The sequence below is a fragment of the Paenibacillus sp. FSL F4-0236 genome, from assembly GCF_038000135.1.
Classification (GTDB): domain Bacteria; phylum Bacillota; class Bacilli; order Paenibacillales; family Paenibacillaceae; genus Paenibacillus_AQ.
In genome coordinates this window covers 2,066,990-2,086,278 of record NZ_JBBOBK010000001.1, presented here as the reverse complement: position 1 = coordinate 2,086,278, position 19,289 = coordinate 2,066,990, and the positions used below count along the sequence as shown (strand labels likewise).

The window sequence follows — 19,289 nt, the reverse complement described above, 5'->3', positions numbered from 1 at the left end:
TTTCGACAAATTAATGGAATGGCGATAAGCGATTACACGAAACTGAGATCCACGCTTGACCTTAGGTCAGACCTAAGGTTTATAGTTAAATCAACAAATACCAATATAGTTAGGAGCACCTCCATTGAATCATTACATTACGATTGGTGAACTTTCAAAACTTATGAATGTATCCGTACATCAAATCCGATATTTTGAAGAGAAAGAGATTTTATTTCCAGCCTATACTGATAGCAATCAATACCGGATGTACGGAATTAATGAGATTTATCAGTTGGCCCAGATCCTATTACTCCGCAAATTGAACGTGCCTGTCAGTACGATTAACAAAAGCATGAATAACTTCACCAAAAATGACTACCATCAACTTTTGGAGCAGTCTCTAAGTAAAATAAACTCTGAAATAAACCAGCTAATGTTGTTGCAACAGTTTTTACAAAAGGTACTTAAGGAATACGAGCACTCCGACATTCTAGAAGACAAATATCACATTAAACAATTGGATACTCGTCATTTAAAAAAATGGATGGAAATAGAGCAAGATGAGTCACTCACCGCTCGAAGTCTGTATGAAAAAAAGCCGCAACCAACTCATTTATTTGAAACAGATCTGCATTATTTATACGGTACTGAACAAGTAACCTTATGTTTTGAAAGCACTCACTTCCCGGACATCATCCTAGAAAAAGGCAGCTACTTATATAAAGCATTTTTCGTGACGGATGATCATGATATTGAACTTGAGATTGCTCAACTGGAACACTATATAACACAACATCACTATACAATTCAGGGACCATTGATCCTTTTGGAAAAATCATATCTATCCCTATTCAACAATGACAAGCTTCATTATGAAATCCAAATTAATATTAAGCATGACCCTGACGGTGTAGCATGATAAGTCCGAACAAGATAACAATCGCTCACTACCAAGAACAAGATCATAGAGCAGTGTGCAATCTTTTAGTGGATGCGTTCCACGGTAAGTTCCACTCCCTCACCTCACTAGAGGACGATGATATTGCTGAACTACTTTTTGGGCTCTGGAAGCATGATCAACCGTCCGCATCATCACAACAAATCGTAGCTAAAGAAAATGGAGAGGTTGTCGGTACGCTCAGCATTAAGTGGAAGGACAGCCGAGCCTCAGACAGAAGTAAATTAATATCACCTCACCATAGTTCCTTTTCACAATTATTTAAGAAATTTGGATATCTAAATGTATGTAAGTTAATGGTTGGGTTACATTTTTTGAATTATCAGCCTCGCGCAAAAGAATGTTATGTCGATCATTTGGCCGTTCGATCTAGCCACCGTAATAAAGGAATCGGTAAGCAGTTGCTTAGTTGGGCAATAGATTTTGTAAACAGTCACTCCGAAGTGGACAAATTAACGCTACATGTTGCTAAAAATAATAAACGAGCTATTCATATGTACCAACAGATGGACTTTGCTATCGATCAATCAAACTATAGCGGGATTAGACACCTTCTTTTTAAAGAGGCTAATTGGCATTACATGACGAGGCGTTTACCACTACATCCTAGGAGCTCGATAAATGAAAAAAAATATTAAATTAACCGCATGCTTGATCATTGGCTTAATGGCAGCTTCAGTCTTATTCGTATTAAATCAGCATTCATATGCAATGAATGAGCAAAAGATAGAAATCGAAACCCCTCAGGGTAAACTAACAGGAACTTTAATTCTACCCCAGCACTATTCTGGAAACGTAGGGCTGATAGTTTTTATTCATGGTGATGGTCCCATAAATGACACATACGATGACGGATATAAACCTTTATGGGAGAAATTCGCATCTGCCGGATATGCTTCTTTGTCTCTTAACAAGCCTGGTATTGGTGGTTCCTCTGGTAACTGGTTGGAGCAAAGCATGGAAGATCGTGCTCAGGAAACGATATCTGCGATTAACTGGGCGAAGAACTTACCAATGATTGATAAGAAGTCTATTGGTTTGTGGGGAGCAAGTCAGGCCGGTTGGGTGATTCCCAAGATTGTAAAAGAAGTTCCTGATCTCGCGTTCAGTATTCTTGTATCGCCTGCGGTGAACTGGATTTCTCAAGGTAAATACGATACAAGATTAGAAATGAAACAAGAAGGCTTCTCGGAAAATGAGATCCAAGCGAAAGAACATTATAATGCTCAAGTATTACAATTACTTAACGAACGAGCATCTTACGAGGATTACTTGCGTATTGCACATTCCGAGAACTTGATTTCTAAGGAACGCTGGGGATTTATCGCCAAAAACTATCAGTCTGATGCCACCGAAGAACTTAGTTACTTCAATGCTCCTGTCCATTTAGTACTCGGCGGTCAAGATATCAATGTAGATATTGAGGAAACCGAACGTATTTACCGTGAAAAAATACCTGCCAGCTTGCTCTCCGTCTCTTATTTTCCCAACGCTGACCACTCTATGCTGTCAAAGAAGAATGCCGCATCCCCCTTAAGGACTTATTTAACCGCTGTTTTCTTTCCACGACAATTGGTGGAAGATCAATATTTAGATGATCTAAGCCGATTTGTGAAGACACAACATTAAACCTATTTCCAGATAAGAAGTCTGGCTATTGACTTTACCCTTAGGGGAAGGTGCATAGTGGAATTGAACAAACCACCGAAAATTCAAAGTCTATATATCATTAAATATCGAAGAAATGGAGATGAGATTGTTGCTGTCCATAGGAGAATTCTCGAAGATATGCGAAGTGTCAACCAAAACGCTGCGGTATTATGATGAAATTGGATTAATTCATCCCGATGAGATTAATCCCGAGAACGGTTATAGGTATTATTCCATCAAACAACTAACAAAAATGCTCTTTATCAATCGTTTGAAATCTTATCATTTCTCACTAGAAGAAATCAAAGATATTCTGGGATGGGAGCAGGATCATTTTGAAGAGAAGCTTAGTACAGCCCTAAATCTCAAAAAAAGAAAACTACAAGAGAAACTACGAACTTACGAATATACGTTAAAGCAAATTAATAGTGATGTTCTAAATTTAGAGAAAGGAATATCTATGATGTCCTACCTAAATAAGATAGAAGTGCAAATTGTTGAAACCAAACCAATGCATATTCTTTTTACGCGTCAAATGTTGAGCAGTGATGATTATGCGCTTGGATATGGTAAGTATTTTAGCAAACTGTATGAAACTATTGCCACTGAAAAGCTGACCTTGCTGGGCACGCCAATAACAATTTATCACAGTGAGGAATATAATCCTGCTGGGAATGATACAGAGTTTGCCCTACCTATTGAGGAGATCGTAAACGGAACGAGGGAATTACTTGAAGGGCTGTGTGCGAAGTCTGTTTATAAGGGCCCTTATTCAGAATTAACATCGGTTTATGCGAAGCTCACAGAATGGATAGAAAATGAAGGTTATGAAATGGTGAACTCACCCTATGAAAAATATATAACAGATCCCACGCAAACTACTGATCCTCAGGATCTTGTTACTGAGGTGTATTTTCCAGTTAAGAAAAGATCGTAGCCACACTCATATTCACACCAAAATTTGATTAAAGGAGTTATCGATATGCACAGAAACTACTGGCCTACAAAAGACTGGCAAACTTCAGATCCGGCTACCTTAGGAATGGATGCTGAACAACTTTCACAACTAGAAGCTAAGATTAAAACCGACTATAGTAATATAAACGGAATTGTAGTGGTGAGAAATGGATATATTGCCTATGAACAATACTTCAATGACTATGGCCCGGATGATCTGCACCATGTGGCTTCTGTAACGAAAAGCATCTTATCCGCCCTCATTGGTATTGCCATTGAAGCCGGATTTATCAAGCATGTTGATCAGGAGGTGCTGGATTTTTTCCCCGACTATGTTCCCGACGATGCTGCTGCCAATCTACAAAAACGAGAAATCACTATACGCCATTTGCTCACCATGACAGCTCCCTATGCTTTTGAAGACTGGCACGAGCCACTGGAGCAACTCTGTAAATCGTCCGACTGGGTCAAATACACACTTGATATCCTTGGCCACCAAGGGAATGTTGGTGATTTTAAATATTCCACCGCAGGGGCGCATTTACTGTCAGCTGTCATCACTCGTTCCACAGGAAAAAGTGCCCGTGAGTTTGCTAACGAGCGATTATTCAGCCCTATCGGCATGACGGAAATCCCGGATTATGAGATGAAATCATTTGGGTTTGATGATTTATTTGGGGTAAATGTGAAGGGATGGGTGGAAGACCCCAATCGCATCACCACAGGAGGATGGGGACTTACGTTGTCTCCACGTGATATGGCGCGTTTTGGTTTATTATATTTGAACCGTGGAAAATGGGAGAATAATCAGATTATTTCGGAGACATGGATTGAAGAATCAACAGCGATGAACCCTAATCATTACGGTTATTTGTGGTGGCTACGCGAAGAAGATGGGACTTACACTTACTCAGCGTTAGGGGATGGTGGTAATGTCATTTGCTGCATTCCAGAAAAAAAACTTGTCGTAGCTATCGCCTCAGAATTCACACTTCAGCCTCGTGACCGGTGGCCTCTGATTAAGGATTGTATAATTCCGTCTGTAATAGAGTAAAAAAGTTAGAAACATGCGCTGGTTGCCACTTCATTAACATCAAGAAGAGCAACCAGCTGTCTACACTCTAAATCACTTTGCTTCAAGGAAAAATAATATCGCCTTCGTTACTGCTTACATCAAAAAATCCTACTTTGTGTTTTATAGCCAACTCCCGCATCGCCGTGTAAGCTTGGTCCGCTACGGAATACGCGAACGCCGCATAGATGACGGATGTGCCAAGCGAGTAGTCAGTCAACCGGTTATCCGTTCCGGCTTCCTCCATCGCCTCAAAAATCTCATCCTCTACATTCATATTAGGAAATTGCTCGGACAACTCACTATAAAAGCGTTGCAGCGCCTCCGATAAAACTGATGGATCATTATAGGCATGGTCTTCCGACCACTGCACTTGCTGCTCATACCACTTCATAAACGCTGCTCTCTCTTGCGGTGCTTTAGACGTCTCGAACGCCATCAAATCATAACTCATTTAAAATCCTCCTCTAAACCACCCTAATCGTGCATTTTCAGTTCCTATAAATTGTTGGGCTGTTTTGATTATATATTAAAAATCATCAGACCCATACTATAGAATCATGATACTTACTCACCCATTAAATATTTAAAAATCATGTGAGCTCAGGTGTATCTACAAAAGTAACCACTGGCTCCATTACGCCATGTAATTCAAACAAGATTAGTTCGTTCCCGCCTTGACGCAAAAGCGGTGCCGGTATGTAAAGCGTTTTTGTCGGACCCTCCTCCCAGTAACGACCTAGATTAAAGCCGTTTATAAAAACTTGACCTTTACTCCATCCGTCCAGCCGCAAAAAAGTATCCTCAGGCTTACTGACTTGAAAGCTCCCCCGGTAGAAAGTGGGCCGCTGACGTTCTTCGCAATCTATCGATGTGAATGATAATCCTTTAAGATCTGTTAATGGCAAGGAACGAATGGTCCAATCATGCAAAAATTGATAGCCGAGTCTAACGCCACAGGTTATGCCCTTCGGATCACGAAGCAGAGGGCCATAATTTACGCGCCCCATGTTCTCCACAAGAATGTCGATTTGTAGTCCCTCAATCGGGATCTCTAATGAAATTCCTCGCGGATCCCAGCGTTCAACTGTACCGACAAAGGCCCCATTCGCGAATACAAGCGCACGATCGCGAACTTCTTGAAGAACGAGCTCCGTACTGCTGCGGGGTCCACTGATCTTCGTTGAATACAAGATAAATCCATAATCTTGACCCAGTTTCTCCATTGGCTCGGGACATGCTCTACGTTCTGGACGAGACAAAACGTCTAACTGAGTGAACAGTGGTGCTGCTTCTGTCATCAACACTTCCCCATAAGCTTGTGACTTTATTAACGGCGGTAATTCCAGTGGCGGCAACGTTACGTATTTCTCAATAATTTTTCGAGCTTCATAAAATTTTGCAGTTGGCTTACCCGATTCGTCCAGCAGTGTATCATAATCGTAGCTGGTTACGATGGGCTCATATTTGTCAAAAAGATTTGCCCCATTCATAAATCCAAAATTTGTCCCCCCATGAAACATGTAGAAGTTAACAGAGGCTCCTAGAGCCAGCATTTCATCCAAAGTCTCCGCTACTTCGGATTCGGGGCGGGTATTATGCGGTTTCATCCAGTGGTCAAACCATCCATTCCAGAATTCCATGCACATCAACGGCCCCGTAGGCTGATATTCACGTAATTTAGCAAAGGCTTCCTTTGCCCGTGAACCGAAATTTACGGTGGCGAACACTCCGTCGATCATACCGCCTTGAAGCATATGATCTTCAGCTCCATCTGAAGTAAACAGCAGAACGTCCATGCCGCGGGCGATCATTCCTGCTTTTAGATCATGCAGGTAAGTCTTATCACTCCCAAAGCTTCCATATTCGTTCTCTACCTGAAGGGCAAGCACAGGCCCACCGTTAGTGCTTAACAAAGGCCGCAGACGTGGAAGCAACTCATCGAAATAGGCATCCAACTTAGATAAATAGACGTTATCATTACAACGCAGCTGGATGTTATCGTCCGCAAGTAACCAAGCTGGCAATCCACCGAATTCCCATTCCGCACAAATATAAGGACTTGGCCGCAAAATCACGTGCAAACCAAGCTCTCCAGCAAGTCTAACGAAAGCCTCGATGTCAGCAAATCCATCAAAATTGAAGTTCCCCTCCTCTGGTTCGTGTAAATTCCAAGGAATATAGGTTTCAACAGTATTTAATCCGCAAGCCTTCAGCTTCAGCAAACGATCCTGCCAATATTCCGGAACGATCCGGAAGTAATGAAGCGCACCAGAAAGCAACCGGATGGGTTGTTCGTCTAATATAAAATGATCCCCTGATATGGATAACTTCCGCATATAATTTCTCCTCCAACATTGAGATAGACTATTCAATTATAGGTAATAAAAATATCAACCCATATGGACAATTCTAATGAAATATATGGAGAATTCATTGGTTGCTAGAGGCTTTTGTGATGCTATACACTATATTCATAGGAGGTTTTACGGATGTCAAAAAGAACTCATATTTGGTTAATTACCACAGATCAAATGCGTGCGGATGCACTAGGTATCGAGAACGCTTCCGTACTGACACCTGAGCTTGACAAGCTTGCTTCAGAAGGCACGCTCTTCACTGGAGCTTACTGCGCTAGTCCCGTTTGCACGCCCTCACGTTCCTCCATTTTTACTGGAAGGTACCCTCATGTCCATGGTGCTTGGAACATCGGTACTGCGCTTAGAGAAGACGAACTTACCTTGTGCGATCATTTAAAGACAGCGAATTATAAAACCATCGGTATAGGAAAGATGCACTTCCGTCCACAAATGAAGGGGGACTTTTCACAAGAATATGAAGATCCTGTTTATCGAGATCGCGGAAGAGCTTCCGATGGAACGTACTACGGATTTGATGAGCATCATATTACTGAAGACAATTGTATCGGGAAATATATGGAGTGGCTTAGAGAGCGCAACCCTGAAGCGGCAGAACGTTTCAGCAAGGACCGTTACAGAGCTTCTAATGCTCAAAACGATGTGTGGGAGAGCGAAATCCCTCCAGAGCTACACCAGTCATACTGGATTGCTGAACGGAGCATCGATGTGATCCTCTCTCACAAAACCGAACAACCGCTATTTTTATGGACCAGTTTCGTCGATCCACATCACCCCTTTGACCCTCCAAAAGCTTACGCGGATATGTACGCTGACACTGACATTCCATCTCCAGCCAGCGAGGCAGACGACGTGCATCTTCGTCCTCCACATCTGCTGCGTCAGAGTCAAGGAGGATATTGGCCTGGTGGCGGTGAGGAGCATTCTCTTAATGAAGCGCATATGAAACGGCTCACTCGAAATTATTATGCGATGATTACCTTCATTGATGAGCAGATCGGACGTATTATAAAAGCTTGGCGTCAAAAAGAAATGTACGATGATGTAGTCATCCTCTTCACCAGCGACCACGGAGAACTGCTCGGTGACCATGGACTAATTTACAAGGGGCCGTGGTTTTATGAAGGGTTAACACGAATCCCGATGATCGTACGCGGTCCTGGGATTGCTTCCGGGCAACGGGTCCCTGCTTTAATGGAACATGTTGATATTGTCCCCACACTGCTTGCAGCCGCAGGTCTCAAAACTCCCTACGGAATTCAAGGTGTGTCACAGATGGAGGTGCTGGCTGGAAGAGAGTCCCATGTGCGTAATTCTGCCCTAACCGCTTATATTGCTCATGATCGCGGCATTAACGCTAAGTGTTTGCGTACAACACGCTATAAGCTGGTGATCTTCGCAGGTGAGACCTACGGTGAATTGTATGATTTGAAAAAGGATCCTCATGAAAACCACAATCGTTTTGAAGATCCCGATTATAGTGAAATTCGCCGTTCGATGGTAGAATTGCTCGTCCATCGAATGATTCAAGATCAGGACCCATTGCCTCAGCGCCGGAGTAGCTGGTAAATCAAAACACATGCTAAACTCCTTAATCTTTCCGTAACAGACGAAGGACAACCTGAATGTTCAGGTTGTCCTTCGTTAAGATCATTTCCCCAATTCGGATGCCTTTAGAATATGAGAAATTGGACGTCCGGCAATCAATTCGCCGTTGTTTACAAACCCTTCCTCTCGTCCCTCAAGCTCGTGAATAAGACGCTCTCTCCATTCACGTATACGCTCTAAATTATCAGTACATCCGATTGCATTAACCTTCTCTAAGGGATCGGTCACTAGGTTAAAGTACTGCTCTTCGCCTGTCTGAGAATACCATATGAATTTCTCTCTTCCATCCGTTAAAAAGTGGTGAGACTTTTCTCCATAGGCTTGCTCCCCATGAATATAAGACCGCCACACTATCTGTTCTCCCTTACACAGCGGCAACACACTTTGCCCTTCTACTGTAACTGGTATTTGGACGCCAGCAGCTTCAAGAAACGTCGGCATAATATCGCGAAGCTCTATAATGGAATCAAGCCGGGAGCCTGCAAGAAGTCCAAGCGTTTCTCCCGGATCAAACACTATGAAAGGAATCTTAGCACTTCCTTCATAAGGAAGAGATTTGCGAAAGTAACGATGATCCCCCATCATTTCACCATGATCAGAAGTAAATAGAATCAAAGTTTCATTTAAAACTCCATATTCCTGCAGCCCATTGATCAACCTCCCAATTTGGTCGTCAAGATGCGTTATTAGTGCGTAATATGCGGCACGGGCACGATCCAATCTGCGCTTTGGCAAATGAGTGAACGAAGATGTTGGATCCTTAGCACTGTTTAAAGCTGCATTCTCGTCCACCCAATCTCCGACTGGAGGATCAGGAATTTCCAAATCCATGTACATATCTAGATAACATTGCGGCGGATCCAAGGGGGAATGTGGGCGAACGAAGGAGGACCATAGGAAAAATGGTTTTCCAGGGTCTCTTCTTCGTAAGAAGTCTAGCGATTCGGTTACGCACCAATTCGTTGGATGCATCGATTCCGGCAATTGCCAGGGGCGGGCAACCGTTGAGGCATTGCAATCAAGTCCTAAGTCAGTGATATCCGAATTGGCATTGGTTTGTCTTCGCAGCCACTGTAAATAATCATCTACTTGATCATAGTGTTCATCATATATGGCTTGGCTCTTGTCCCGATTGTAGTGAAGATATCCATCATGAAGCACTACATTATGAAATCCACATAGATTACGTGCAGGATACACATGCATCTTGCCAACACACTGCGTATGATAACCAGCTTGAGCAAGCTCTCCGGCAATCGTATGGGCGTAATTCCATGCAACCTTATCCTGATACCCCACCCGCCCATGTGATCGTTGGCCCATTCCTGTCATGATAGCAGCCCTTGCGGGAATACAACTCGGGGTAGCTGAGTAAGCGTGTTCAAATAATATCCCTCTTGATGCAAGAGAATCCAGGTTGGGTGTCTCAACGACGGGATGTCCCATGATGCTCAGGCAATCAAAACGCATCTGATCCACTGTGATAAGCATAAGGTTGGGCCGCTTTGAGCCATTTTGATGGTCCAGATTAGTGTCAATCATAACCTCACTCCCTTCTTATACTCCTGCGATGACGGACGGTGTTGCGATCGTGTGCCACAAATTCGCACTTATCGCCCTTGGGCCGTCATCGTCAACGAGACCGTCGAACGTCAGTAGCTCCTCTTCTAATTCAGCTATCTGTTCCACTTTCCCTTCGACATAACTATTGATTCGATGGATAGCCGTCCTAATCCTCTGAAGCATACCTCCCATACGAAGATCAAAAACATCAAGACCAAACACCTTATTTTCCAGCTCCCATTGCACCCGATAGTCATCCATAAATCGAACGGCTAAATCTGATAGTTCTGGCAAAGTCACCTTGGTAAAATGAGCCAATTCCTCAACATTCCCTCGATGATAAGCATCACGTATGGAAATCCCAATTTCGCTCTTTATCGCAAGCAAGCGACACAAGCTGGCTTGTACAGAGAATAAGGATTGCCAAGGCGAATTCCGAGTAATCGCCTGTTCAAGCATTTTCGCACTTTGCTGATAATGCTTCGAATACACGCTAGGAATAACATGTCGATCGAACAAACCACACAAAATATCTTGATAAAGCAAGTATTTAGCCGGATTGATGGAACATCCCCCCGGTGCCGAATTACCTGGAACCAGGTTAGCCGCATCGAGTGCCATAAAGTCATCATAATGGCCTTTCACGCAGCTACTGAATCTTTCTTTGACATGATTCTCCACGAAACATCCCGTGTAGCACAGCTCCGCCCAAAGTTGAAGGGTAGGAAGAACCGAGAAGACGGAAGCTTCAGCACCATTATCTCCCCATGCGGTAATCAGCACTTCTTGAATTCCATGCTTAACACAGCTATCATGAGCCAGCAGACTGACTTTGCGGCTGAATTCATTGTTTGGAGCGAAGCCCATCCATTTCCAAGCACCACCTGCAAATCCAATATGATCATTCAGCTGCTTATGTTTGCGTAACATTCCGTCGTATTTCTCCTGCGTTTCCGAATAGTAATCCCAATAGATCAAGGTAACATCTTCAGGAATCAGCTTAACAATATCGGGGCTGATTGGACTTTCAGCATCGTAATATTCTCCGGAACTGGCCAGACGGAAAAACATGTCGCTCCACATCATCGTACGGAAACCATATTTCCTGGCGATTTCCATAACAGTACTAAAGTGTTTTAACATCAAGGAGGATCGATCTTGATACCCATGCTTGTCTAGATATTTACCAAGTCCCATCATATGCGCTTCGTCCATCCCAATATTTATGCGGCGACTGCTTACATGGGTCGCCATGAAAGCGAACATTCGATCAATTAACTCGTAAGTTCTCGGATCATCAATGAGGAGAATGTCTTGGAAATCCACTAGCGGTGCATGTGCTTGCCATTTCAATGCTTGACCCAGATGAGCCAGCGTCTGGATACAAGGAACTAATTCTATACCAAATAACGCGGCATACTGGTCCATCTCCCGAATTTGCTCCCCTGTATATCGACCTCTTAAATAACCGAAATAAGGATACCCCTCAAGTTCGTAGGTGTCTTCCGTATACAGTTGAACCGTTGAATATCCCATAAGCGCTAAGCGCCGAATCAATTCCTTATATCCTTCATGATTAAGAACAGCATTTCTTGAGCAGTCTACCATGAAACCTAGCTGTTCATAAACCGGCATTTCATTAATTTCAACTCTCTCACCACGACGTAAATTCTCTAGCAATCGGCTGAGTGCCCGGATCAACTGATGTTCCTGTTCATACTCAATAGTGGCCTGAATCTCATCGTAAGATATTCGAATGCCCTTCCCTTGTTTCTTACAATTTACTGGAATCCCTGACCGTTCTATTCGAATACTCAATATTCCCGCTACTTCTGAAACAGCTGCTAACTGTTTCTCGGTTAACCCTGTCAAGTGAATGCTATGTATCATAGACTTTACCCTCTTAATCTTATTATAAGTATGCGCTCAGTAGCGCCGCACATTCTTGGTTCTTCTTCAAATCATTAAACGGAAGATCCGGGCTGCTTCAGCCCGGATCTTCTCTATCATCGATTATTCAATACCTTGTTCTTTGGCCTTCGCATTTACTTCTTCTATCATTTTATCAAGACCTTTAGCCTTATAATCGTTCACAATGTTATTCCAATAACTCTCCACGGGTTCTTTGGAAAGCATGATCTTAAGCAGATCATCATGGTCCAGCACAGTAAATTTATCCTTTGTTGGGGTGGACAAATATGTTAACCGAATGTCGTATTCTGGAACCTTCGTATTGTTCTGAATCCAATCGATATAATCGACAGCTTCTTTGCGGATCCCTTCGTTAGCGATCGTCGGGTTATCCATGTTATAGCTATCGGAAGTTTCATAAGCCACCAAATTTTTTAGAAATCTACTAGCTGGATACTTCTCATTTAATGAACCCTTTTCAATGACAACCTTCTGCCCATTTTCGATCTTGTAATCGACACCTTCAATGCCATAAGTCAACAGGTCCTTACCTTCAGGAGACAACACATAATCATAGAGTGCCATGATGCGATCCATCTTTTTATCGTCAACCTTATTGCTGAAATAACTTTCCGACCAGTACGTTTTAAAAATAGCATGTGAGCGTTCACCATCAGGTCCAATAAGTGGCTTGAGTGCCTTTACGCTCTCCATGATATCTTTATCCGGATAAGCTGATTTCCAGCGTTTTTCATACATATCGCTATTTAAATTTATAAAACCGCCACCGCTTAGAAGAGCAGCTGCTTTACCTGCTACGAAATTGTCATAAGACTCTGCAGGCTTTACAAGCGCGATGTCTGGATCGATCAAACCTTTTTCGTACATATTCTTCATGTTTTGTAACGCCGGAAGCGCATTTTTCGAAAATACAGCAGGTATAAACTTACCGTCCTCTTTGATCCATTTAAAGTCACTGCCGCTTCCATCACTCGTGGCAACCGGGTTACCGTACAACCAGAAGAATCCGCCCAGCATCTTGGTAGTTGTCGTCGTAAGACCGGTAATATGCTTTCCTTCCGGATCCGACTTCACGATTGCATCAAGCATAGCTTCAAACTCTTCCCAGGTCTCGGGTTCTTTAGTGATTCCAGCTTTTTGAGCAAGATCCCATCGATAGAACACCATACGATCGAGTGCGCTCCAATCGACACTCGGGAACATCCGGCGAGGAACGGTATAATACTTTCCGTCTACACCTAAACCTTTAATGTCCGGCGATTCGAAGTATTTTGCAAGGTTAGGATACTTGGAAAGATCCGGAAGTGCTTTGACAACACCTTGTTCAACCCATTTACGCTGATATTGCGTACCGACAGCGTCGATCGCGAAAATATCAGGCAATTGACCGGAAGCAGCCCACATTTGAATCTTCTGGGTATAGTCATCCCAGGTCATATTGACAGGTTTTAATGTAATGTTGAATTTTTCTAATACTTGTTTGGCGATCGGGTCTTTTTCGATGTTAGCAATTTCAGCATCCGCGTCCCAGAAACCAAGAGAAATGGTCATTGGATCCTTGTAAGGGTTGTCCGTGGAATTAGAAGAATCCGGAGATACTTCACCGTTTGATGCCGCCTGCCCTTTGTCGTTATTGCCTCCACCACAAGCCGTGAGCACCGAAGCCAATAAAGTTATGCATAATGCCAGTGTCATCATTTTCTTTCTAAGCATGCTTGAAACCTCCCTTTATACTATTTTAGGATAGAATCAATCTATTTAAAATCTTTCTTATCCTTTTATCGAACCAACCATAATGCCTTTATTAAAATGCTTCTGCAGGAACGGATAAACAACAATAATCGGAATACTCGAAACTACAATTGCTGCCATTTGAAGTGCAGGTGTGTAGACCTTCCCCGTCTGCTCCTGCTCGGCCATCGTCTGTGCCATTTGACTTAGCAAGGAATTCGAAGTAATGAGTGTCTCACGTAAATAAATCTGAAGCGGGGCCTTTGAAGCGTCATTGATAAAGATCAACGCGTACCACCATTCATTCCATCTTTCCACAGCATAGAACAAAGCAAAGGTCGCCATGAATGGGGCAGAGATCGGAATAATGATTTTGTAAAGGATGTACAGATCATTTGCCCCATCCAGCTTAGCTGACTCTTCCAGACTTTCTGGAATCGTGTTGAAATAGTTTTTCATAATGATCAGGTAAAACGTATTGAGACCGGCGGGTATGATCATGACGAGTATATTGTTTACGAATCCTAGATCTTTAACGACTAGATAAAAGGGAATTAAACCGCCATTGAAAAACATAGTGAACAAGATCAAACTAAGCATTATGTTTCTTCCCGGCATGCCCCGCTTGGATAATGCGTATGCTCCCGCTACAGAGATCGCCATGCTGAACAACACGCCAACCGCCGTTACGATGACAGAATTTAAAATCGAAGTCCAAAACTTCATATCCTGAAGCAACAGCTTGTATGCCGACAGGTCAAACGAAAGCGGAAAAATATAAAAGTCGCTTTTACTAATCGCTTCGAACTTTGCAACTGAGATAATAAGAACATTATAGAAGGGAAAAAATGTTATTAGTGCTAGAAGCCCCAGAACCACGAATGCGACGATATCGAAGACACTCCATTTTTTTCTCTTTTTAACCGTTGTGTCGGTCACTTGCTTCTCCCCTTTTCCTGCAAATTAATACAGTCCTTCCTCGCCCATCTTCTTAGCGAACGTATTGGCCGCCCATAAAAGGATTAGGCTTATAATGGACTTGACGACACCCACGGCGGTCATATATCCAAAGTCGCCTCCAATCGTGAATGAAGTCCGATAAATGTATGTATCGATCGTGTCGGCAACCGAATATACCGGTGAACTATACAGATTGAATATTTGCTCGAAGCTCGAACCTTGCGTCAATAATTGTCCAACTTGAAGAATTAACAAAACTGCGACGGTACTCTTCAAGCCCGGCCATGCGATGTTTAACAGACGGCGAAACCGGTTCGCTCCGTCCACTTCCGCCGCTTCAAACAGCTCAGGATTGATCCCTGCAAGCGCCGCTAAGTAAATGATTGAATCCCAACCGAACTCTCGCCACACATGAGTGATATATAGAACAGGTCTGAATGCACTTTCATCTACAAGCGGAGAATTTGGATCCCCGCCAAACAACATGATGATCTGGTTATAAATCCCGTCCTTGCTTAAAATATTGATGATAATCCCTGACAGCACTACCCACGAAATAAAATGTGGAAACGTCAGGATCGTCTGAAAAAACCGCTTCATTTTTGTCCTGGAAAACTCATATAAAACAATCGCCAGGATAATGGGCATCGGAAAATGAGTGATCAGCTTCATCAAGCTGATAATGACCGTATTCCAAAATGCCCTGCGAAAATCGGGATCGGTCAACAGCGTTTGAAAATTCTCTAAGCCAATCCAGGGACTTCCCAGGATCCCCTTACTGTAATCAAATGATTTGAATGCTAACGTTACACCGTACATGGGAGCATAGCTAAAGAGGGCGTACCAGATTAACACCGGTAGAACCATGAGGTAAAAATACTTGTACTGTAAAATCGTTTTTCCTAAGCTTTGCTTAGGAGCACGAGTCTTTAAGCTTCGCTTAGGCGTACGAGCGGTTACAGAATCAGCCAATCTTCTCCCCACCTTTCTGTATGAGATTGTTTATGCTTGTAAGCGATTTATATGGTAAATTATATCGGGAGTGTAAATTATCTTGTATAGAGGATACAACTCCGGTCATGTGGATTTTTCACACCTTTGTGGGTGACCTTCCTGTGACACGTAATATCGGACATAGTGAGCGTAAGATAGTCCATACCCCCCTTGATCCACAATCGCTAGGATAAATCTAAGAGCTCCATATAGAAAGGGGGATTCACTTATGCGTTCAGTGATTATTGCAGATGATGAGAAGTGGATTGTAGAGGGAATTAAAGCAGGAGTGAATTGGAAGAAATACGGCTTTGAAGTGATCGACGATGCCGAAAACGGGCAAGAAGCCCTGCAATTAATTCAATCGCTTCGCCCCACCCTTGTTCTAACAGATATTAAAATGCCTGTAATGAATGGGCTAGAGCTCATTCAACGTGGTAAAGCCATCGCACCTGATACAATTTTCATCGTACTCAGCGGACATGCAGAGTTCGCTTATGCACAAAAAGCGATGAATTATGGCACGTTCGGATACTGCCTGAAACCTTTTGAAATCGAAGAAATCGAAGGAATGCTTAACCGAATAGCCCAGCAACACGAATCGAAGGTGGTTAAAGAAAGCCCTGTCCATGACTTCGAACTATATGAAGCGGTTTGTTCCGGAGATCTTGAACGAATCAGCTTACGGTTGGACGAGAAGCGAATACCCTTGTCGGAAGATCGCCCTCATATCCCCATTGTTATCCAAGGGTTAAGTTCGCCCGCAGATGTCGGGCAATTCTCTTCCTTGGTCTTCCCGATGAGTCGCCGACGTCATGGTTACTTATTGGAAGAGTGCCAATACGAAGTCTTCCTTCGGGGTCTTGAACATACAGAGGTTGTGCAAGAATGCGGGGTCGGGATCGGTCCTCCTATTTCGGATATACATCAACTGGATGCGGCTTTAGAATCCGCTTCTCATGCTGCTTTCAGTATGTTTGCAACGGGGATGCCTGGATGTTATCGCGTGAATCCACAACAGGAAATACCGATCGACGAAAAGCTCAAAGAGATCTCCCGGATTCTTCATAATAAAGACCGGCTCGGTTTTATAGCAGCCATGGAATCGATAAAGAAATTATTCAAAGAGGGAACGTTCACCATTAAAGAAGCCTATTTGCTCTACACATCGATCCTCTACTTATTTCCTCGGGAAGGGACTCGGGTTAACGGCCGTTTTTTTGAAGGATATGAACAGCTCTATTATCGATACGGTACGGCTGAAGCTATGATCGATGATTTGATTCTTATGACGCTTGATATTTTTATGAACAGAAACGAAACTGATATTTCACGAATTTCAAACCACAAAGTCAAAGAAATCATGTTGTACATCCGCAACCACTTCAATCAAGAAATCTCGATTCAACATTTAGCCAATCAGTTTTTCTTAAGTCCAAATTACTTATGCCAATTATTCAAGAAAGAAGTCGGCGAGACCATCATCGAACATATCAGTCGATTAAGAATTGAATACGCTTGTAAAATGCTGGTCGAGACCGACCTTTCCATTTACCAAATCGGTGAGAAATGCGGTTTTCAGGATTATTTCTACTTCACACGAATTTTTAAACGGCATCTCAAAATGACACCTACGCAATATAGGGAACAAAGCAATGAAGACATTTAAGAGATTATCCATCCGTACTCAGGTTCTGTTATTTGGTTTATTTATTGTTGCCATTATCCCAATCATCGTTTCACGAGTCTACCAACTATCAAGCGAGACCATCATTAATCAAAATACGCAATACAATACGGAGCTGGTCTCCCTTCTCAAGCAACGGATTTCTAACAACTATGCCAACGTTTCTTCCATGATGATGAATGTAGGATACGATTCGACCGTCCAAAAGTTCCTAGTCGAGAATGATAAGCTTCGAGGCTACGACCTATCCCAAAAGGTAGAGGGGCTATTGAGTATCGCGCGAAATATGAATACGGACATTTTAGATATTATTGTTATCGGTAGCTCTAACACTCGTATTTCCTTAGCGGGAAGAACCAAATATGCTGTCGATCTTATGAAGACGGCTGGGGATGATGGAATCGTTCATTATCGCGGATACAGTCCTCCAGACAAGGTCATCGACAAGAGAAAATTACTGTTCGGGATGAACATCTTTGCTTCAGGTGACACGTCCCTATATGGCGAAAAAATTGGCTACATCGCAGTTATTGTGGATATGAAGGCTATTCAAACTGAAATTTCAGAGTACCCTCGATTAGTCGGAACCAGCTTTTTTATGATGGATGATAAAGGGCTGATCTACTCAAATAGTGATGAGCTGGAGGACATGCTCCAGCAGTTTCAAACTCGGGCAACTGGAAGGGATGGAGAGTCAATCGTCGAAACAGTTAACGGAAAGAAATATGCAATTCAGTCCTTTATCTTACCGGAGATCTCTGGAAAAATTATAACCGCTGTTCCTGTCCATAATTTAATGAAAGAACTGGAGAAATTAAAGAAGGTCAGCTATGCTCTTCTAGCATTAATCTTATTGGTCGTCTCTATTCCCTACTCTGTACTCATGATGAATCTCTTAAGACCGTTGTCTAGGCTTATGCGCTATATGAATCAATTAAAAGGCGGAAGTCTAGGAATATTGAACAACAAGGTCGATTTAAAAGGCTATGCTGAAATTGAAATCATCTCTCGACAGTTCAATGATATGACAACGCGGATTCACCATTTGACGGACCAATTAATCGATGCAAACACCCAGCTTTACCAGACAGATCTGGAAAAGCAACGTGCCGAATACTCGTATTTGCAAAGTCAAATTAATCCCCATTTCTTAAGCAATACTTTAGATACAATCAAAGGCGTTGCGATCGTAAAAGGAAATCGGGAAATCTACGAAATGACTACCGCCTTAAGCACAATGCTCAAGTACAGCATCAAAGGCAAGGAGGAGGTAACTCTTGGGGAAGAGCTGAAAATCGCAGAATCTTGTGTGAGGATTTACCAAGGCCGTTTCCCTGACAAATTCAGTTACAAGCTGTTCTGTCCACAGGAATGGTTACACATTCCCGTACCTAAAATGATCCTTCAACCTATTGTCGAAAATGCGCTTGGTCATGGACTTGAGGCTCAAGGTCAGGGAGTCTTGCTGATCACAGTAGAGAAAAGCGAAGCGGGACTGCTTGAAATCGCTGTAGAAGATAATGGTGTAGGCATCGTTGCTGCGAGACTGGAACAGCTAACCGAGCTGCTGGCTGGTAAGAACATAGAATCCGGTGATCATATCGGGCTCCTAAACGTCAACAACCGTCTAAATCTTAAGTACGGTGATCCCTGCGGCGTTCTGCTGTACAGTAAGGAAGGTAGCGGGACGAAAACCGTTTTGAGGCTTCCCGGGGCTTTAATTGATCAGCAAGAAGCCAGAAAATAAAAAAGGAGGTTGCCCTTTCAGGGGCAGCCTCCTTCTCAGTTGTCTTTCTTTCCTCATTCAAAGGGACAACG

Annotated in this window: 16 protein-coding genes; 9 read left to right on the top strand and 7 right to left on the bottom strand. The window is 42.9% G+C overall.

The features are described from left to right. The first annotated feature begins 124 nt into the window (after positions 1 to 124). The 5 genes from NSQ29_RS09540 to NSQ29_RS09520 all read left to right on the top strand — a co-directional run bounded on the left by NSQ29_RS09540 (position 125) and on the right by NSQ29_RS09520 (position 4,601). Complete coding sequence (locus tag NSQ29_RS09540; protein WP_339265233.1) at positions 125 to 901, top strand: helix-turn-helix domain-containing protein; 777 nt, start codon at positions 125 to 127, stop codon at positions 899 to 901. Further along, positions 898 to 1,578, top strand: a complete 681-nt coding sequence (locus tag NSQ29_RS09535; protein WP_341124897.1) for a GNAT family N-acetyltransferase — start codon at positions 898 to 900, stop codon at positions 1,576 to 1,578. The genes NSQ29_RS09540 and NSQ29_RS09535 overlap by 4 nt, the downstream gene beginning before the upstream one ends. Next, positions 1,562 to 2,569: an alpha/beta hydrolase family protein gene (locus tag NSQ29_RS09530; RefSeq protein ID WP_341124896.1), complete on the top strand. Its 1,008-nt coding sequence runs from the start codon at positions 1,562 to 1,564 to the stop codon at positions 2,567 to 2,569. Before NSQ29_RS09535 ends, NSQ29_RS09530 begins: the two co-directional genes overlap by 17 nt. Before the next feature lie 130 nt (positions 2,570 to 2,699). Beyond that, positions 2,700 to 3,527 (top strand): MerR family transcriptional regulator, encoded by an 828-nt coding sequence (locus tag NSQ29_RS09525; RefSeq protein WP_341126745.1) that lies wholly within the window; start codon positions 2,700 to 2,702, stop codon positions 3,525 to 3,527. Between the two features lie 45 nt (positions 3,528 to 3,572). Beyond that, positions 3,573 to 4,601 (top strand): serine hydrolase domain-containing protein, encoded by a 1,029-nt coding sequence (locus NSQ29_RS09520; RefSeq protein WP_341124895.1) that lies wholly within the window; start codon positions 3,573 to 3,575, stop codon positions 4,599 to 4,601. 82 nt (positions 4,602 to 4,683) lie between these two features. Here the strand turns inward: NSQ29_RS09520 and NSQ29_RS09515 are convergent, their stop codons facing one another. Both NSQ29_RS09515 and NSQ29_RS09510 read right to left on the bottom strand, forming a co-directional pair. Further along, entirely contained in the window at positions 4,684 to 5,073 is a 390-nt protein-coding gene (locus NSQ29_RS09515) for a hypothetical protein (RefSeq protein ID WP_341124894.1), read from the bottom strand. A 139-nt stretch (positions 5,074 to 5,212) separates the two neighbouring features. Continuing rightward, positions 5,213 to 6,958, bottom strand: coding sequence for a glycoside hydrolase family 35 protein (locus NSQ29_RS09510; RefSeq protein WP_341124893.1), 1,746 nt, complete (start codon positions 6,956 to 6,958; stop codon positions 5,213 to 5,215). 153 nt (positions 6,959 to 7,111) lie between these two features. On the opposite strand from NSQ29_RS09510, the gene NSQ29_RS09505 reads away from it, so the two are divergent. Beyond that, entirely contained in the window at positions 7,112 to 8,566 is a 1,455-nt protein-coding gene (locus NSQ29_RS09505; RefSeq protein WP_341124892.1) for a sulfatase family protein, read from the top strand. A gap of 81 nt (positions 8,567 to 8,647) precedes the next feature. Here NSQ29_RS09505 and NSQ29_RS09500 read toward each other — a convergent pair whose 3' ends face one another. From NSQ29_RS09500 to NSQ29_RS09480, 5 genes are all read right to left on the bottom strand, one after another. Then, complete coding sequence (locus NSQ29_RS09500) at positions 8,648 to 10,147, bottom strand: arylsulfatase (RefSeq protein ID WP_341124891.1); 1,500 nt, start codon at positions 10,145 to 10,147, stop codon at positions 8,648 to 8,650. 15 nt (positions 10,148 to 10,162) lie between these two features. Then, positions 10,163 to 12,058 (bottom strand): family 20 glycosylhydrolase, encoded by a 1,896-nt coding sequence (locus NSQ29_RS09495; protein WP_341124890.1) that lies wholly within the window; start codon positions 12,056 to 12,058, stop codon positions 10,163 to 10,165. Between the two features lie 123 nt (positions 12,059 to 12,181). Further along, positions 12,182 to 13,813 (bottom strand): extracellular solute-binding protein, encoded by a 1,632-nt coding sequence (locus tag NSQ29_RS09490; RefSeq protein ID WP_339796339.1) that lies wholly within the window; start codon positions 13,811 to 13,813, stop codon positions 12,182 to 12,184. A 57-nt stretch (positions 13,814 to 13,870) separates the two neighbouring features. Then, positions 13,871 to 14,770, bottom strand: a complete 900-nt coding sequence (locus NSQ29_RS09485; protein WP_341124889.1) for a carbohydrate ABC transporter permease — start codon at positions 14,768 to 14,770, stop codon at positions 13,871 to 13,873. Between the two features lie 24 nt (positions 14,771 to 14,794). Further along, the gene (locus NSQ29_RS09480) at positions 14,795 to 15,763 is read right to left on the bottom strand and encodes an ABC transporter permease (protein ID WP_341124888.1); all 969 of its coding nucleotides are present in this window, start codon (positions 15,761 to 15,763) and stop codon (positions 14,795 to 14,797) included. Between the two features lie 20 nt (positions 15,764 to 15,783). Here NSQ29_RS09480 and NSQ29_RS09475 point away from each other — a divergent pair, with 20 nt between their 5' ends. Genes NSQ29_RS09475 through NSQ29_RS09465 form a run of 3 tightly spaced genes read left to right on the top strand, consistent with a single transcriptional unit; the run spans position 15,784 to position 19,218 of the window. Next, positions 15,784 to 15,978, top strand: a complete 195-nt coding sequence (locus tag NSQ29_RS09475; protein WP_341124887.1) for a hypothetical protein — start codon at positions 15,784 to 15,786, stop codon at positions 15,976 to 15,978. Positions 15,979 to 16,013: 35 nt separating this feature from the next. Continuing rightward, on the top strand, positions 16,014 to 17,453 hold the full coding sequence (locus NSQ29_RS09470; RefSeq protein WP_339265253.1) for a response regulator: 1,440 nt from the start codon (positions 16,014 to 16,016) through the stop codon (positions 17,451 to 17,453). Beyond that, positions 17,440 to 19,218, top strand: coding sequence for a cache domain-containing sensor histidine kinase (locus tag NSQ29_RS09465; RefSeq protein WP_341124886.1), 1,779 nt, complete (start codon positions 17,440 to 17,442; stop codon positions 19,216 to 19,218). The genes NSQ29_RS09470 and NSQ29_RS09465 overlap by 14 nt, the downstream gene beginning before the upstream one ends. The last annotated feature ends 71 nt before the right edge of the window (positions 19,219 to 19,289 follow it).

What these genes read in the sequence shown, in the direction of transcription:
- NSQ29_RS09535 (WP_341124897.1), top strand. Translation starts at nt 898, where the DNA reads ATGATAAGTCCGAACAAGATAACAATCGCTCACTACCAAGAACAAGAT.
- NSQ29_RS09530 (WP_341124896.1), top strand. Translation starts at nt 1,562, where the DNA reads ATGAAAAAAAATATTAAATTAACCGCATGCTTGATCATTGGCTTAATG.
- NSQ29_RS09520 (WP_341124895.1), top strand. Translation starts at nt 3,573, where the DNA reads ATGCACAGAAACTACTGGCCTACAAAAGACTGGCAAACTTCAGATCCG.
- NSQ29_RS09515 (WP_341124894.1), bottom strand. Translation starts at nt 5,073, where the DNA reads ATGAGTTATGATTTGATGGCGTTCGAGACGTCTAAAGCACCGCAAGAG.
- NSQ29_RS09510 (WP_341124893.1), bottom strand. Translation starts at nt 6,958, where the DNA reads ATGCGGAAGTTATCCATATCAGGGGATCATTTTATATTAGACGAACAA.
- NSQ29_RS09505 (WP_341124892.1), top strand. Translation starts at nt 7,112, where the DNA reads ATGTCAAAAAGAACTCATATTTGGTTAATTACCACAGATCAAATGCGT.
- NSQ29_RS09500 (WP_341124891.1), bottom strand. Translation starts at nt 10,147, where the DNA reads ATGATTGACACTAATCTGGACCATCAAAATGGCTCAAAGCGGCCCAAC.
- NSQ29_RS09495 (WP_341124890.1), bottom strand. Translation starts at nt 12,058, where the DNA reads ATGATACATAGCATTCACTTGACAGGGTTAACCGAGAAACAGTTAGCA.
- NSQ29_RS09490 (WP_339796339.1), bottom strand. Translation starts at nt 13,813, where the DNA reads ATGCTTAGAAAGAAAATGATGACACTGGCATTATGCATAACTTTATTG.
- NSQ29_RS09475 (WP_341124887.1), top strand. Translation starts at nt 15,784, where the DNA reads ATGAGATTGTTTATGCTTGTAAGCGATTTATATGGTAAATTATATCGG.
- NSQ29_RS09470 (WP_339265253.1), top strand. Translation starts at nt 16,014, where the DNA reads ATGCGTTCAGTGATTATTGCAGATGATGAGAAGTGGATTGTAGAGGGA.
- NSQ29_RS09465 (WP_341124886.1), top strand. Translation starts at nt 17,440, where the DNA reads ATGAAGACATTTAAGAGATTATCCATCCGTACTCAGGTTCTGTTATTT.